Below are 14,737 nucleotides of genomic sequence, written 5' to 3'. Positions count from 1 at the left end.
AGCCTCAGGCGCCGAAGGCCTTGCTCTTCCCCTTCACCGGCTTGGCGCCCGCGAGGAGATGCGCCGGGACCAGATCGCGGGCCGGTTCGCTGTAGCCGACGGACACGAGCTTGTCGCCCTGGTAGGTGAAGGACGTCAGCGAGGCGAGCGTGCACTGCCGCTTGCGCGGGTCGTGCCACAGCCGCCGCTTCTCGACGTACGACCGCACGATCCAGATCGGCAGCTGATGGCTGACGAGGACGGCCTCGTGCCCCCGCGCCCGGTCCTTGGCGGAGTCCAGCGCCTGCATCATCCGGACGACGATGTCGACGTACGGCTCGCCCCACGACGGCTTGAACGGGTTGACGAGGTGCTTCCAGTTGCCCGGCTTGCGCAGCGCGCCGTCCCCGACCCCGAAGGTCTTGCCCTGGAAGACGTTGTCGGCCTCGATGAGCCGCTCGTCGGTGGCCAGGTCGAGCCCGTGCGCCTTGGCGATCGGGGCTGCCGTCTCCTGGGCCCGCTCCAGCGGGGAGGCGCAGACGTAGGTGATGTCGCGGGGCGCGAGGTGCTCGGCGACCCGCTCGGCCATCTGCCGGCCCAGCTCGGAGAGGCGGTAGCCGGGCAGCCGCCCGTACAGGACCCCGCCCGGGTTGGCGACCTCGCCGTGCCGCATGACGTGGACGACGGTGATGTCGCTGCCCGCCGTGTTGGTGCTGTCGCTCATGCTGCCGTGGCCTCCGCCGCCGCTCGGGCCGCCGCCGGGAGGGCGTCGGCGATGCGCTGTACGGCCTGTTCGTCGTGGGCCGTGGACACGAACCAGGACTCGAAGGACGAGGGCGGAAGGTAGACGCCCTGCGCCAGCATCGAGTGGAAGAAGGCGGTGAAGCGGAAGGACTCCTGCTTCTTGGCGTCCTCGTAGTCGCGGACCTCCCGGTCCGTGAAGAAGACGGAGAACATGTTGGAGGCGTTCTGCAGCCGGTGCGCGACGCCTTCCTTGCTCAGCGCCTCGGTGACGAGCGACTGGATCGTCGCCGACACGGCGTTGACCTTGTCGTACGCCGCCTCGTCGAGCAGGCGCAGCTGGGCGAGGCCGGCCGCGGTGGCGACCGGGTTCCCGGAGAGGGTGCCGGCCTGGTAGACGGGCCCGGCGGGCGCGAGATGCGCCATCACATCGGCCCGCCCGCCGAAGGCGGCGGCGGGGAACCCGCCGCCCATGACCTTCCCGAAGGTCATCAGATCGGGCTTGACCCCGTCGATCCCGAACCAGCCCGCCCGGCTGGTCCGGAAACCGGTCATGACCTCGTCGGAGATGAAGAGGGCGCCGTTCTTGGAGCAGGCGTCCTTCAGGCCCTGGTTGAACCCGGGTCGCGGCGGCACGACACCCATGTTCCCGGGCGAGGCCTCGGTGATCACGCAGGCGATCTCACCGGGGTGCCGGTGGAAGGCCTCGTGGACGGCCTCGAGGTCGTTGTACGGCAGCACGATGGTGTCGCCGGCCTGGGCGCCCGTGACGCCGGGCGTATCGGGAAGGGCGAACGTGGCCACTCCGCTGCCGGCGGCGGCGAGCAGCGAGTCGACGTGACCGTGGTAACACCCGGCGAACTTGATCACCTTGGTGCGCCGGGTGAACCCGCGGGCGAGCCGGATGGCGCTCATGGTGGCCTCGGTCCCGCTGGACACCAGCCGCACCTGGTCCACGGGCTCGACTCGAGCGACGATCTCCTCCGCGAGCGCGACCTCGCCCTCACCGGGCGTACCGAACGACGTACCGCGCGAGACGGCGTCCTGAACGGCGGCGATGACCTCCGGGTGGGAGTGCCCGAGGATCATGGGCCCCCAGGAACACACCAGGTCGACGTAGTCCCGCCCGTCCGCATCCGTCAGATACGGACCGGTACCGGACACCATGAACCGGGGCGTACCGCCCACGGCACGAAAGGCACGCACCGGGGAGTTCACACCACCGGGAGTGACGGCCGCGGCCCGGTCGAACAGTGCCTGCGAGACAGGCGCTTCGTATGAATAAGGCAGTGAATCAGGCAGTTCGCTCATGACCTGCGACTTCTCCGACCTTCTCCGACTTCTCGGGCTCCGGTTGCAAGGGACCTCCTCAGGGTAGGCCAGGGTGCACGGGCGGCAGCGGGCGCCGCTGCTGACCGGCAGGACAGCCGCCGCCCTGGACGATCTGCGAAACTGGGACCTGATACACACAGCTCATACGGCCCTGGCGTACGTATAGGTGTACGGATGGATGTACGACCGGGTGCGCGGCCAGGTGTACGACGAGGTGTACGGAGGCTTGTTCAGAGGCTGCGAAGATCCTGCGGACAGGTGTTTCAACGCACGTTTCGGCGGGCGGCCGTGGGGGAGGTCACTGACACGATGATCGGGTTGCGCGGCGGGGGCCACGCGTCCTAGAAAAGCAGTCGGGTGGAGATATGCATCGCGGTGGCGGACTGGGCGAGGGGACTGATGACCTGGGTCCTCGACGTGCCCATCGAGGAAGGCACCGACGCGAGGCGGAGGAAGCGACCGAGGCACGTCGGGGACAGGGTGCACCGAGCGAGCCCGAGCAGATCGACCGGCGGATCGACCGCCGGGGCGACGCGCTCCGGGCGGGGAGCAGGAATGGTGGTCGGGTGGGGGTGACGTACAAGTACTTCGGCGCGCCGGACGGCGCGACCGCGGCCCGTGTCCCGATCTCGATGCGCCCCGAGGAACTCGGCGGCGACGAGCTCGGCATGAACGGCATGTTCACCAAGATCAAGCCGGAGACGATGGCGGCGATGGTGCTCACGGGCATCGAAGGCGTCCCCCTCCACAAGGTCCCGCCCCTGGAACTGGTCGTCCTGCACCCTGACTACGCGGTGGTCAAGCTCCCGATGACGGTCGTCGACCCGCTGCGGGGCATAGGCGAGGAGGCGGTGGGCGCGGCGGCGTTCATCTGGTCGACGGTGCCGGACCGCGGGGGCCCGCGGGATGCGTTCAACGTGTACCAACTGCTGCACGAGTGGCAGGACTTCAGCCATCGGCTGCATGAGGCGGGGCATCAGCCGTACTGCCTTGTGTGGCCCTGATCGGCTCTGAGCCGGGGTTTCTTGCGGGTTGGGCGGGGTCTTCGGACCTCGCCCTTTTTGGTGGCGTAGATGGCCGTCGGGCGGCCAGGGCGCATTGGTTTCGCTGGGGTACTGATGTGCCCTCGGCGGTCGGGCCGCTTGCCTCGGTTTATCGCCTTGCGGGTGCGGGTCTCGCTGGACGGCAGTGCGTGGACGCTGCCCCTCTGTGCCTGCCGAGATGTCATCCCGGTTGGTTCGCTGGACACGGCCACGCCGCCCGCCTCACGGTACGAGCAACTTCTCGGGCGGACATCACAGTCGGAAAGGGTTCTCGCCCAAGGGGGACGAAAAGTACCTTGTGCTGCTGATCAGCATGTTCTTCTTGTATGCGAAAGAGGCTTCGTCATGGGGCGCCCCGAACTACCGGTCGACCCGGCGGCCGGTCCCGTGCAGCGACTCGCCCATGATCTTCGGGAGCTGCGCCGTTCGGCGGGTGGCGTGTCGTACCGGGCCATGGCGAAGAAGGCCAGCTTCTCGGTGACGACCCTGGCGAAGGCGGCGAGCGGCGAGCGGCTGCCGTCGTTGGCCGTGCTCCGGGCGTACGTCCAGGCGTGCGGGGAGGACCCCGCTGAGTGGGAGGCCCGGTGGGCGGAGGCCGAGGCGCGGGCCGGGCAGGAGCGGCAGGAGGATGCCGACGCCGCACCGCCCTACCGCGGCCTCGCCCGCTTCGAGCCGGACGACCGTGAGCTGTACTTCGGCCGGGACCGGCTGATCGACGAGCTGAGCGAGCTGGCGTGCGGGTCCCCCTTCGCCGTGGTGTTCGGAGCGTCCGGCAGCGGCAAGTCCTCCCTGTTGCGGGCTGGTCTGATACCCGTGCTGCGGGAGAAGATCGCGCAGGAGGGGCGTACGGCGGTGCTCCGTATCCTCACTCCGGGGGCCCGGCCCGCCACCACCTACGGACATCTGCTGACGCCGGAGGCAGACGAGCCGGAGAGCTGGGTGGTGGTGGACCAGTTCGAGGAGGTCTTCACCCTCTGCCGCGAGCGCGCCGAGCGGGACCGCTTCCTCGACCTTCTGCTCGCCGCCCGCGACCCGGGCAGCCGACTGCGCGTGCTCATAGCCGTACGGTCCGACTTCTACGCACGGTGCGCCGAGCACCCGCGGCTCGCGGAGGCGCTGCACTCGAGCGGGCTGCTGGTCAGGCCCATGACCGCGGACGAGCTGCGCGAGGCGGTGATCGGTCCCGCGCAGGCGGCCGGGCTCATCGTGGAGCGGACCCTGACCGCACGGATCGTCGAGGACGTGCTCGACGAGCCCGGCGGACTTCCGATGCTGTCCCACGCCCTGCTGGAGACCTGGCAGCGGCGCAAGGGACGGATGCTGACCCTGGCCGCTTACGAAGCGGCCGGCGGGGTACGCGGCGCGATCGCGGCCAGTGCCGAGGAGGCGTACGGGGAGCTCTCCCCGGCCCAGGCGCACGCCGCCCGGCACCTGCTCCTGCGGATGGTCGAGCCCGGCCAGGGCAACGCCGACACCCGCCGCCCGCTCAGCTGGGAGGAAATGGCCGGGTGGGAGGACCCTGAGGTGCGAGCCGTCGCCGGGCGGCTGACCCGGGCCCGGCTGCTGACCACCGACGACGACGGAACTCAGCTCGCCCACGAGGCTCTCATCACCTGCTGGCCGCGGCTGCGCGAGTGGATCGACGCGGACCGGGAGCGGCTGCGCCAGCACCGGCAGCTGACCGACGCCGCCCGTACCTGGCTGGAGCACGAGCGCGACCCGGGCACGCTGTACCGGGGCACCCGCCTGGCGCGGGCCGAGGAACTGTTCGCGGGCGAGGACCGCGGCTACGACGGTCTGACGTCCGAGGAAACGGCCTTCCTGGTCGCCGCGGCGCAGCAGCGGGCGGAGGAGGAGCGGGCCGCCACCCGGGCCCGGCGCCGCAGCCGCACGCTCACGGCCTCGCTCTGTGCCGTGCTGGCGGTGGCCCTGGTCGTCGGGCTGACCGCTCTGCGGCTGCGGCAGGACAGCGAGAAGCAGACCACCGACACGGCGGCCCGCCGGGCGGCCGCGGTCGCCGAGGCACTGCGGACCACCGACCCGCGCACCGCGATGCTGCTCGGTGTCGCCGCATGGCGCATGTCCCCGCTGCCGGAGTCCCGCCGAGCCCTGCTGGGCGCGCTGGCCCAGCCCGAACTGGACAACTTCACCGACCCGGCGCCCGGTGACGAACCGAGGCGGGTCCTCGACGTCTCCGGGCGCACGCTGCTCAGCATCGGCGGTAGCGCCGCCTGGCGGACGTGGGATGTGGGAACCCACCGCCGTATCGCCTCGGGGCCGCTACCGCACGGGTCGGTGCTCGCCGCGGGCCCGGGCGGCCGGGTGCTCGTCATCCAGACCACCGACAGGACCCAGCGGCTGTGGGACACCCGAACGAGGCGCTGGATCGGGGGTCCCCTGCCGGACACGTACACCGTGAGCTTCGCGGCGAGTGGGCGCAATTACCTGGTGACGAGTCTGTTCGACGACCGGGTTGGGCTCTACTCCGCCACCGACGGCCATCTGGTCTTCCGGACCCCGTCGGCCGGCAGCGGGGAGCGCGCCGCCGCGGCGGCCGACGACCGGCTGCTTGCCGTCTGCCCGCGCGGCCGGGCCCCGGAGGTCTGGGACACCTCCACGCGCGGCGTCCGGTCCGGTGCCTGGACGAGCGCTCGCGGCGTCTGTGCTGACGACACCCTCCTCGACCTCACCGGCGGCCGACTCCTGGCTCTTGCCGGGGGCCGGGTGCGAGTGTGGGACACCACGTCGGGACGAGAACTCGCCGACATCGCCCACCCGGGCGCCGTGTCGGCCGTCGTGAGCGCGGACGGCTCCTTCCTGGCGACGGGCGGCGGCCAGGAGATCAGAGTGTGGCGTCTGTCCAAGGGCGGCGCCCCCGTTTTCCGACACTCCTTGGACAGCGAGTCGCTCTCGGGTCTCGCCTGGGACCCCTCGCGGCCCCTGCTGCGGTACCTCGAGGGAGGCACGGTCCACACCCTCGACCTCACCACGACGCTCACCCGCGCCTGGCGCAGGAGTCCGCTCGCCGGGGTCCGGCTCAGCCCCGACGGCAGGACGCTCGCCACCGCCGAACGTATCGGTGACCGCTACGTCGTCCAGCTGCGGAACACGCGTGACGGCCGTCTGTTGCGAACCCTGCCGCCCCCGTCACGTCCCTCCTTCCGCACCGGCGTCCCGAGGGTCCCCGGGGACATCACCGAGCCCTTGCTGTCCTTCAGCCCCGACGGCGGCTCGTTCGCGTACGGAGTCTCCGCCCCCTGGGACACGGCGCCTCAGCGTGTGACGGTGTGGGACGTGGCCGCCGGACACGCGAAGGCCACGGTGGACCTGGCGACGGCGTCCACCACATCCACGGACGCGATCGCCCTGGGACCAGGCGGTCGTACGCTCCTCACCGCACGTCTGACCGAGGGCGGCTACTTCAACGAGACATGGGACACCACGCGGCAGCGGAGGACGGCGCTTCTCCCCGGCCCGGCCGGCCGTCATCTGGCCGTCAGCCGGGACGGCGGGCTCCTCGTGACCGACAACCGCGTGGTCCGGGCGGGCCGGTCCCACGTCCATGACCTCGTCCAGCACGACGACATCGGAGCCATCGCCTTCGCGCCGGACGGTGGCCGCCTTGCGGCCGGCGACGGGACAGGGCGGGTGGCCATCTGGGACGGCGGTCTCCGGCACCGAGCGGGCATCCTGAGGAACGTCTTCTCGGCGCCCGTCGATCCGTCCACCGGCTCAGCCGAGACGATCACGTCTCTCGCGTTCAGCCCGGACGGCAGCACGCTCGCCGTGGGCGGCGACGCGGGCACCGTCCAGCTCTGGGACATCGCGACCCAGCAGCCTCTCGGTCCTCCTCTGCCCACCCCCGGTGAGAGCGTCGACACGCTCGCCTTCAGCCCGGACAGCACGATGCTGTACGCGGGCGGCAAGCACGCCCCGATCCAGCGGTACGTCGTGGATCCTGACCGGGCGGCATCCCTTGTCTGCTCCCGTGCCGGGAACACGGAGCTGACCCGGGCGCAGTGGCACACCTACCTCCCGGACCGGCCGTACAGGCGGGTCTGCCCCTGACCGTCACGGGCCTCGCGCCGGTACGGCGCGAACCAGCCGGACGGCCCCTCCTGGGCATCCCCACCCGCGCAACCCGGCTGTGCCCCCGTGGTCTCGCGTCCTGCCGCACGGCGCGAAGAAGCGGGCGGGGCGTCGAGCAGCGGGCTTACATCCGGACAAGTAGCGTGGAACTTGATCCTCCGGAATTGTTTGCGGTGGCCAAGGGGGCCTGCCGGACAACCTCCCGGCTGTGAGCGTCGGTCGTGACATCGCTGTACGTCGAACAACCGGAGCACACCATGCCCACCAGCATCCTGATCACGGTCGCCTTGTCCGTCCTTCTCGGGATCCTGGTGTTCTTCACGGTGCCCAGGGACACCGAGACATCCGCCTCGACGGCGGCGGACCATGTGCCGATCAACGCCGAGACCGTCGCGGGGAAGAAACACCTCGACTTCCCACAGGTCCGCTGGAACATCAACCGCGGCTCGGGCGCCTATCTGACAATGCTGGACCAGCTGCGCAACCTCGCCGAGACCTCGGCCGACGGCCGCGTCATGCCTGACGTCGACATCGAGGTGAACGTCGCCAAAACCGGCGGCACGGAGGGCCAGAGTTTCGCCGACATCGTGATCAGCAGCGGCAACCACACTCCCACGGTGCATGCGGTCGTACGGCTCAGGGACTTCTGCGTCGTGCGGTTCTTCTCCAGCGACACCCCGCACAACTTCGTCCTGAACCTCGCCTCCGACGCCCCCAACCAGGAAGACGCCGACGACGACTGGTTCCTCGGCAAGGAGGGCTGCGACGCTCTGGCCCGCGTCGCGAACCAGTCGCTGACCGCCGTCGACCTGAGCGAGTCCAGCCTTGAGAACAGCCTCAGGGACCTCGGTGTCCGCGGCGCCGACCGCACCGCCCAGGCGCGCGGCATGCTGCGCTACATCATCGCCATCACCGAGGCCTCCCGGTTCCGTCCCATCGCCAACCGCATCGCGAACGGCATGGACCACGGGTCAGATGTCTTCGTCACCGCACAGCAGGTCGGCCTGATGCGTAACTAGACCGGCATCAGCCACGTCCTCATCGGCCGCACCGCCCTCTCTGGGAAAGCTGGAACGGCGACACCACGCCGCCGATCGAGTACCTGCGCGCCACGGTCTGCGTGAACGACGAGCCGTCCTCGGGGACGCCTGGAGGTGGCGCGCGCCCCGCTCTCGGCGAGGAATCACGTCGGCGGCGGCCAGGGCGTCTGGCCCTGGGGAAGGTGACCTCGACCGCGGTCCTGTGCGGCGACGGTCCCGTCGGTCGTGATCGGACGTGCCGCGTCGCGTCTCCCGTCAGTGCGCCACCGCCAGGGGCCGGGCGAGTGCCGGATCGCTCATTTGTACGTTCGGTTAATCGGATGTGTCGGATGTATTGACGCGCTCTCTTTTCCGGATTTAGCCTCTGCCCGATTTCACGAACAGCGTTCGATATACCGTTCAACGCGCCTGATGGGACAGTGAGTTGGTCATGAAGGCTTCCGGTCGAAGAGCCGCCCACCTGAAACGCCTCCACGGGCGCTGAGACACGCAGACACCCGGCCCGTGCCGCACCCGCCCCACCTGGGCGAACGCCCATGCTCGCGCGCCATGACCCGCCTTCACCACGGCGTCCTGGGCGAAGCGGTGAAACACCGTCGTTCGGATCCCCCCTTCCGGCCCACACGGTGTCCGGGTCCCGTCCCACCCACTCCGAGACCAAGGCCCCCCACCACCCCGCTCCCCCTTCGCCCGGCAGTGGCACCCGCACCCGACAGGAGATCCGATGTCTGCGCTCCGCGCCCGGCTGACGGTGATATTGCTCGCCGTCTGCCTCCTCTTCACAGGGCAGGCCCTGACCACGCCCCAGCGGGCGGCCGCCGCCGACCCCGGCTACCTGATGGTGCACTTCACCGGCGACTCCGCGACCGGTCAGATGCTGTACCTCGCGCACAGCACGGACGGCCTGCACTGGAACGACCTCAACGGCGGAGCGCCGGTCCTGAACTCCACGATCGGCACGAAGGGGGTGCGCGACCCCGCACTGGTGCGCTCACCCGACGGCAGCAAGTACTGGATCATCGCGACCGACCTGTGCATCCGCTGCGGCTCGACGTACACCAACGGCAGCCCCAACTTCGTGGTGTGGGAGTCGACCGACCTGGTGACCTGGTCGAAGCCGTGGCTGCTCGGCGCCGCCGGACTGATCCCCGGCGGAAAGAACGCGTGGGCGCCGGAGGCGATCTGGAACCCCGAGACCGACGACTACGTCCTGTACTGGGCGACGAACGCCACGGTCAACGGCATCTTCAAGTACCGCATCTACGCCGCCCGCACCAAGGACTTCCGCACCATCACCACCCCGCAGATCTGGATCGACCCGCCCGGCAGCACCCCGGTCGTCGACACCCAGATGACCGAGGTGCCCGCCGGTACCGGCCCCTACCGCTACCTGAGGGTCTCCGGCGACGGCCAGAACAACGTCGAGGGCGCCAACTCGATCCTGGGGACGTGGACCAACCTCGGCAATCTCTCCAGCATCGGCCTCACCGGCAATGTGGTCGAAGGCCCGGTCTGGATGAAGTTCCGGGACCGCAATGAGTGGGCCCTCTACATCGACTACAACAACCCGCAGGGCGTCCGCGAATACCGGCCGATCCTGACGACCAACCCGTTCGACGTCAGCACCTACCGGCTTCAGGACGCGACCGGCTACGACATGGGCGGCACCCCGAAGCGCCACGGCGCGATCATGACCCTCACGGCCGCCGAGGAGAGCCGCGTGCTCGCCCGCTGGCCCAACACCCCGGCGCAGCGGCTCCAGTCGTACAACTTCCAGGACCGGTACGTGCGCCAGATCAACTTCGACGTGCGCATCGACCCGAACGTCAGCCCCGTCGAGGACTCCCAGTTCCGGCTCAGGCCCGGCCTGGCGGGCACCGGCACCGTCTCCTTCGAGTCGGTGAACCACCCCGGCTACTTCCTGCGGCACGCCAACTACGACTTCCAGCTCACCCTCTACGACGGCACCGCCCAGTTCGCCGCCGACGCGACCTTCCGCAAGGTCGCCGGCCTGGCCGACTCCACCTGGTCGTCGTTCCAGTCGTACAACTTCCACGACCGCTACATCCGCCACTACGCCTACTACCTGAAGCTCGACCCGATCACCACCGTGACGGGTCGCAGCGACGCCACCTTCCGTGTGACGAGCTGACCCGCCACCGACATCTCCCTTCCGGCGACGGCGACGGCGATGTCGTGAGGGGCGGGCAGGGGAGACGAATCCCAGCTTCTGTCTCAAGCCCCCATGACGGGACCACCCATTTCGCCGCCGCCACCCGTCGCTCCCTGGATCCGACGAGCAACCAGCCTCCGGGGCCGGTGCCGAAGACGGCTGTAGCCGCACCGGCCCCGGAGGCGTCGACGCAACCCGCGCCCTCACACAGCCGGGCACCACGGGTTCGTCGACGCCTCACCTCACAACCCACCTCGTGAAGGAGTCCTTCATGATCAAGCCACCGTGGATACGCAGCGCCAGACGCGCGCTTCTCGCGGCCGGTGCCACCGCCGCGCTCGCCGCCGGCCTGCTCACCGCCACGGCCGCCCCCTCGCAGGCCGCCACCCAGGGGCCGTGCGACATCTACGCCGCGGGCGGCACCCCCTGCGTCGCCGCGCACAGCACCACCCGCGCCCTGTACGGGGCGTACAACGGCCCGCTCTACCAGGTCAAGCGTGCCTCCGACGGCGCGACCAAGGACATCGGCCCGCTGACCGCCGGAGGCGTCGCCGACGCCGCGCAGCAGGACTCCTTCTGCGCGAACACCAGCTGCGTCATCACCGTCATCTACGACCAGTCACCCAAGGGCAACAACCTCACCCAGGCACCAGCCGGAGGAGCCGCCGGCGGGCCGGACAACCTCGCCAACGCCGTCGAGGCACCGGTCACCGTCGGCGGACACAAGGCGTACGGCGTCTACATCGCCCCCGGCACCGGCTACCGCAACAACAACACCAACGGCATCGCCACCGGCGACCAGCCCGAGGGCATGTACGCCATCTTCAACGGCAAGCACTTCAACGGCGGCTGCTGCTTCGACTACGGCAACGCCGAGACCAACAACCTGGACACCGGCAACGGCCACATGGAGGCCCTCTACTTCGGCAACAGCAAGGCCTGGGGCTGGGGCAGCGACAACGGCCCCTGGGTCATGGCCGACCTGGAGAACGGCCTGTTCTCCGGGGTCAACCGCGGATTCAACGCCAATGACCCGAGCGTCGACCACCGGTTCCTGACCGCCATGCTCAAGGGCGGCGCGAACCAGTGGGCGCTGCGCGGCGGCGACGCCCAGTCGGGTGGCCTGTCCACCTTCTACAACGGCGTACGCCCCACCGTCTCCGGCTACAACCCGATGCACAAGGAAGGCGCGATCATCCTCGGCATCGGAGGTGACAACAGCAAGTGGGCCCAGGGCACCTTCTACGAGGGCGTCATGACCCAGGGCTACCCCTCGGACGCCACCGAGAACGCCGTCCAGGCCAACATCACCGCCGCCGGCTACAGCAGCGGCTCGACCAGCACCGGAACCCTCACCCCCGGCTCCCGGATCTCCCTGAAGGCCACCACCTCGCCCTGCTGCACCTCGCACTACCTGCGCCACGACGACGCCGACACCAAGGTCGTCATCTCCAACATCACCTCAGCCAGCTCGGCCACCGACAAGGCCGACGCCACCTGGATCGTCCGGGCCGGCCTGGCCGACACCTCGTGCCTGTCCTTCGAGTCCGTCGACAAGCCCGGCCAGTTCCTGCGCCACTACAACTACCAGCTCAACCTGAACTTCGACGACGGCGGAAGCAACTTCGCCAAGGACGCCACCTTCTGCCCCACCTCGGGCAACAGCGGCACCGGCACCTCGTTCCAGTCCGTCAACTTCCCGACGAAGTACCTCCGCCACTACAACTACACGGTCTACATCGCCAGCAACGGCGGCTCCAACGCCTGGGACTCCACGACGTCATGGGCCCAGGACACCAGCTGGCTCACGGCGGCTCCCTGGAGCTGACGAGGGACCGAGCCCGTGGGCGGCTCCGGGCCGGGGCCGCCCACGGGCTCTCCATCCGCCCGCACCTTCCTGCGCCCCGGAGACACCATTCGGTCCTGGGGACGTACGCCTGCTTCCAGGTCCAAGCAGCGCTGCCCGGCTTGTGGTGGAGTTCGACCGACGAGCCGGTAGCCGGAGGCCGCCCGCGACAGCGCGGCCACCGAGACCCGGGCCTGTCCGGACATCGTCCGGTACGACGGGGAGCCGGCCCGGGCCCGTAAGGACCCTTGAGAGTTAGATGCGGTTGAGTGGAATGGCCGGTTCCAGACCCTCCGGGCGGGAGGGGCGGGTCACCCCCCGGCGCCCGTCCCGCTCCCCGGCACCCCGCCGACGGTGAACCCGATCACCGACCCGCCCCCCGCCCGCTGTGCCGCGAACGGCGCCCCGCCGTGCGCCATGGCGACCTCCCGCACGATCGACAGGCCGAGTCCGGACCCCGGCAGGGACCGTGCGTCGGCCGCGCGGTAGAAGCGGTCGAAGATACGGATCAGGTCGCCGTCGGCGATCCCGGGGCCGCGGTCGAGGATCTCCACGCGGACCGTGCCCGCACGGGCGGGCCCGGAGACGGCGATCTCGATGGGCCCGGTGCCGTCGCGGTCGAACTTGGCCGCGTTCTCGACGAGGTTGGAGATCGCTCGCTGCAGCATCCCGGGCCGTCCGTCGGTCGTCGTGTCACCGCTCACCCGGACCGTGATCTGCCGCCCTCCCCCACTCTCGGCTCCGCTCGAGCGGGGGGACCCCCATCGCCGGCGCGCGAGCCCGGCCACGTCCTCCGCGATGTCCGCGAGGTCGACCCGCTGCAGCGGCTCGCTGTCGGACTGCCCGGCCGCCAGGTCCACCAGCTCGTTGACCAGGTCGGTCAGTTCACGCGCCTCCTGGCCCAGATCCGCGACCAGCTCGTCACGGGTGGCCGGAGGCAGTTCGTCGATCCGGCGCAGCAGGGAGATGTTCGTACGGAGCGAGGTGAGCGGTGTACGCAGTTCGTGGCCCGCGTCCTGGACCAGGCGCCGCTGGTCCTCCTCCGACTGGGCGAGGCGGCCCAGCATGCGGTCGAAGGCACGGCCGAGGCGGCCCACCTCGTCGTAGCCGGTGACGGGTACCTCGATGCCGAGCCGCCGGGTGCGGGCGACGTCCTCCGCGGCCGAGGTCAGCAGGATCAGACGGCGGGTGATGCGCCGCGCCAGCCACCAGCCGAACAGTCCCGCCGCGATCACCACCGCGCACATCAGGATCAGCGTGCGCTGCTGCAGTGCCCGCAGCAGGTCCTCGGTGTCGCTGAACTCCTGCGCGACCTGCACCGCACCCCGCCCGGCGCCGAGCGAGACGGTCGCGATGCGGTAGACGTCCGTGTCGACGTCGACGTCCTTGTGCACGACCAGCTTCCCGGCCTTCCGGCCGGCCGCGACCGACCGGTCGGCGGCCACCACCGGCAGCCCGGGGCTGCCCGGGTCGACGACCTTGCCGTCCGACCCCAGCACCTGCACATCCGTACGGGCGGGCCGCACGATGTCGTGGCCCGGCGCCGAGGAGGAGAAGTCGTCCGTCGTCATCCGGTGGTGGCGCACCTCGTCCCGCAGGTCCTGCACGACCTGGTCGAACACCGACTCCTGGTCCACCCGGACCAGCCGGGCCGCGGCACTGTACGACAGCACACCGACCAGCACCGTGACGGCGGCGGTGACCGCCGCGAACGAGACCGCGAACGTGGTGCGCAGGGAGACCAGCCCGGGCCGCCTTCTCGCCAGTAGCCGCCTGATCCTGCCCACTAGTCTTCCCGCAGCACGTAACCCACACCGCGCACCGTGTGGATCAGCGCCGGCGCACCCGGCTCGTCGAGCTTGCGGCGCAGATAGCCGACGTACACGGCGAGGTTCTTGGAACCCGGTCCGAAGTCGTAGCCCCAGATGCGGTCGTAGATGGTGGAGTGGTCGAGGACGATCCCGGCGTTGCGCACGAGCAGCTCCAGCAGCTCGAACTCGGTCCGCGTGAGCTCCAGCTCCCGCTCGCCGCGCCAGGCCCGCCGCGCCTGTACGTCCATGCGCAGCCCGGCGGCCTCGATCTGCCGGTCGGAGGCCGCGGGCAGCTCCTTCGGCACGTCGGCCAGGGCCGCGGGGTCCGGGCTGGTCCGGCGCAGCAGCGCCCGCAGCCGCGCGAAGACCTCCTCGACGTCGAACGGCTTGACCACGTAGTCGTCGGCGCCCGCGTCCAGGCCCGCGATGCGGTCGGCCGTCTCGACGAGGGCGGTGAGCATGAGGATCGGCGTGCGGTCGCCCTCGGCCCGCAGCACCCGGCAGACCTGCAGCCCGTCGATGCCCGGCATCATCACGTCGAGCAGGAGCACGTCCGGCGGGGTCTTGTGGGCCTGCGCCAGCGCCTCGACGCCGTCGGCGACCGCGGTGACCTGGTAGCCCTCCAGGGTCAGGGCGCGTTCCAGGGCATGACGGATGGCGCGGTCGTCTTCGGCGAGCAGCAC

Annotated in this window: 9 protein-coding genes; 5 read left to right on the top strand and 4 right to left on the bottom strand. The window is 70.4% G+C overall.

The genetic code is table 11. From position 1 onward, the window contains the following. Positions 1 to 4: 4 nt before the first annotated feature. Positions 5 to 703, bottom strand: a complete 699-nt coding sequence (locus ACFY1E_RS36460; protein WP_389083960.1) for a histidine phosphatase family protein — start codon at positions 701 to 703, stop codon at positions 5 to 7. Continuing rightward, on the bottom strand, positions 700 to 2,031 hold the full coding sequence (hemL, locus tag ACFY1E_RS36455; RefSeq protein ID WP_389083957.1) for a glutamate-1-semialdehyde 2,1-aminomutase: 1,332 nt from the start codon (positions 2,029 to 2,031) through the stop codon (positions 700 to 702). The genes ACFY1E_RS36460 and hemL overlap by 4 nt, the downstream gene beginning before the upstream one ends. Positions 2,032 to 2,417: 386 nt before the next feature. Here hemL and ACFY1E_RS36450 point away from each other — a divergent pair, with 386 nt between their 5' ends. The 5 genes from ACFY1E_RS36450 (at position 2,418) to ACFY1E_RS36430 (ending at position 12,225) form a co-directional block, all read left to right on the top strand. After that, positions 2,418 to 3,056, top strand: a complete 639-nt coding sequence (locus ACFY1E_RS36450; protein ID WP_351462708.1) for a hypothetical protein — start codon at positions 2,418 to 2,420, stop codon at positions 3,054 to 3,056. A 384-nt stretch (positions 3,057 to 3,440) separates the two neighbouring features. After that, on the top strand, positions 3,441 to 7,163 hold the full coding sequence (locus ACFY1E_RS36445) for a helix-turn-helix domain-containing protein (RefSeq protein WP_389083954.1): 3,723 nt from the start codon (positions 3,441 to 3,443) through the stop codon (positions 7,161 to 7,163). A 278-nt stretch (positions 7,164 to 7,441) separates the two neighbouring features. After that, positions 7,442 to 8,203 carry a ribosome-inactivating family protein gene (locus tag ACFY1E_RS36440; protein ID WP_389083952.1) on the top strand — a complete coding sequence of 254 codons (762 nt, stop codon included), beginning with the start codon at positions 7,442 to 7,444 and terminating at the stop codon, positions 8,201 to 8,203. 745 nt (positions 8,204 to 8,948) lie between these two features. Continuing rightward, complete coding sequence (locus tag ACFY1E_RS36435) at positions 8,949 to 10,376, top strand: glycoside hydrolase family 43 protein (protein ID WP_389083949.1); 1,428 nt, start codon at positions 8,949 to 8,951, stop codon at positions 10,374 to 10,376. A gap of 292 nt (positions 10,377 to 10,668) precedes the next feature. Then, positions 10,669 to 12,225: an alpha-L-arabinofuranosidase B gene (locus ACFY1E_RS36430; protein WP_389083947.1), complete on the top strand. Its 1,557-nt coding sequence runs from the start codon at positions 10,669 to 10,671 to the stop codon at positions 12,223 to 12,225. Between the two features lie 329 nt (positions 12,226 to 12,554). Here the strand turns inward: ACFY1E_RS36430 and ACFY1E_RS36425 are convergent, their stop codons facing one another. Beyond that, positions 12,555 to 14,030, bottom strand: a complete 1,476-nt coding sequence (locus ACFY1E_RS36425) for an ATP-binding protein (protein WP_389083944.1) — start codon at positions 14,028 to 14,030, stop codon at positions 12,555 to 12,557. Further along, complete coding sequence (locus ACFY1E_RS36420) at positions 14,030 to 14,737, bottom strand: response regulator transcription factor (RefSeq protein WP_389084300.1); 708 nt, start codon at positions 14,735 to 14,737, stop codon at positions 14,030 to 14,032. The genes ACFY1E_RS36425 and ACFY1E_RS36420 overlap by 1 nt, the downstream gene beginning before the upstream one ends.

It is taken from the genome of Streptomyces sp. NPDC001604 (genome assembly GCF_042893475.1).
In the GTDB taxonomy this organism is placed as follows: domain Bacteria; phylum Actinomycetota; class Actinomycetes; order Streptomycetales; family Streptomycetaceae; genus Streptomyces.
The sequence above is the reverse complement of the archived record's forward strand: the minus strand, read 5'-3'. Positions and strand labels throughout refer to the sequence as shown.

What these genes read in the sequence shown, in the direction of transcription:
- hemL (WP_389083957.1), bottom strand. Translation starts at nt 2,031, where the DNA reads ATGAGCGAACTGCCTGATTCACTGCCTTATTCATACGAAGCGCCTGTC.
- ACFY1E_RS36450 (WP_351462708.1), top strand. Translation starts at nt 2,418, where the DNA reads ATGCATCGCGGTGGCGGACTGGGCGAGGGGACTGATGACCTGGGTCCT.
- ACFY1E_RS36435 (WP_389083949.1), top strand. Translation starts at nt 8,949, where the DNA reads ATGTCTGCGCTCCGCGCCCGGCTGACGGTGATATTGCTCGCCGTCTGC.
- ACFY1E_RS36445 (WP_389083954.1), top strand. Translation starts at nt 3,441, where the DNA reads ATGGGGCGCCCCGAACTACCGGTCGACCCGGCGGCCGGTCCCGTGCAG.
- ACFY1E_RS36460 (WP_389083960.1), bottom strand. Translation starts at nt 703, where the DNA reads ATGAGCGACAGCACCAACACGGCGGGCAGCGACATCACCGTCGTCCAC.
- ACFY1E_RS36430 (WP_389083947.1), top strand. Translation starts at nt 10,669, where the DNA reads ATGATCAAGCCACCGTGGATACGCAGCGCCAGACGCGCGCTTCTCGCG.
- ACFY1E_RS36440 (WP_389083952.1), top strand. Translation starts at nt 7,442, where the DNA reads ATGCCCACCAGCATCCTGATCACGGTCGCCTTGTCCGTCCTTCTCGGG.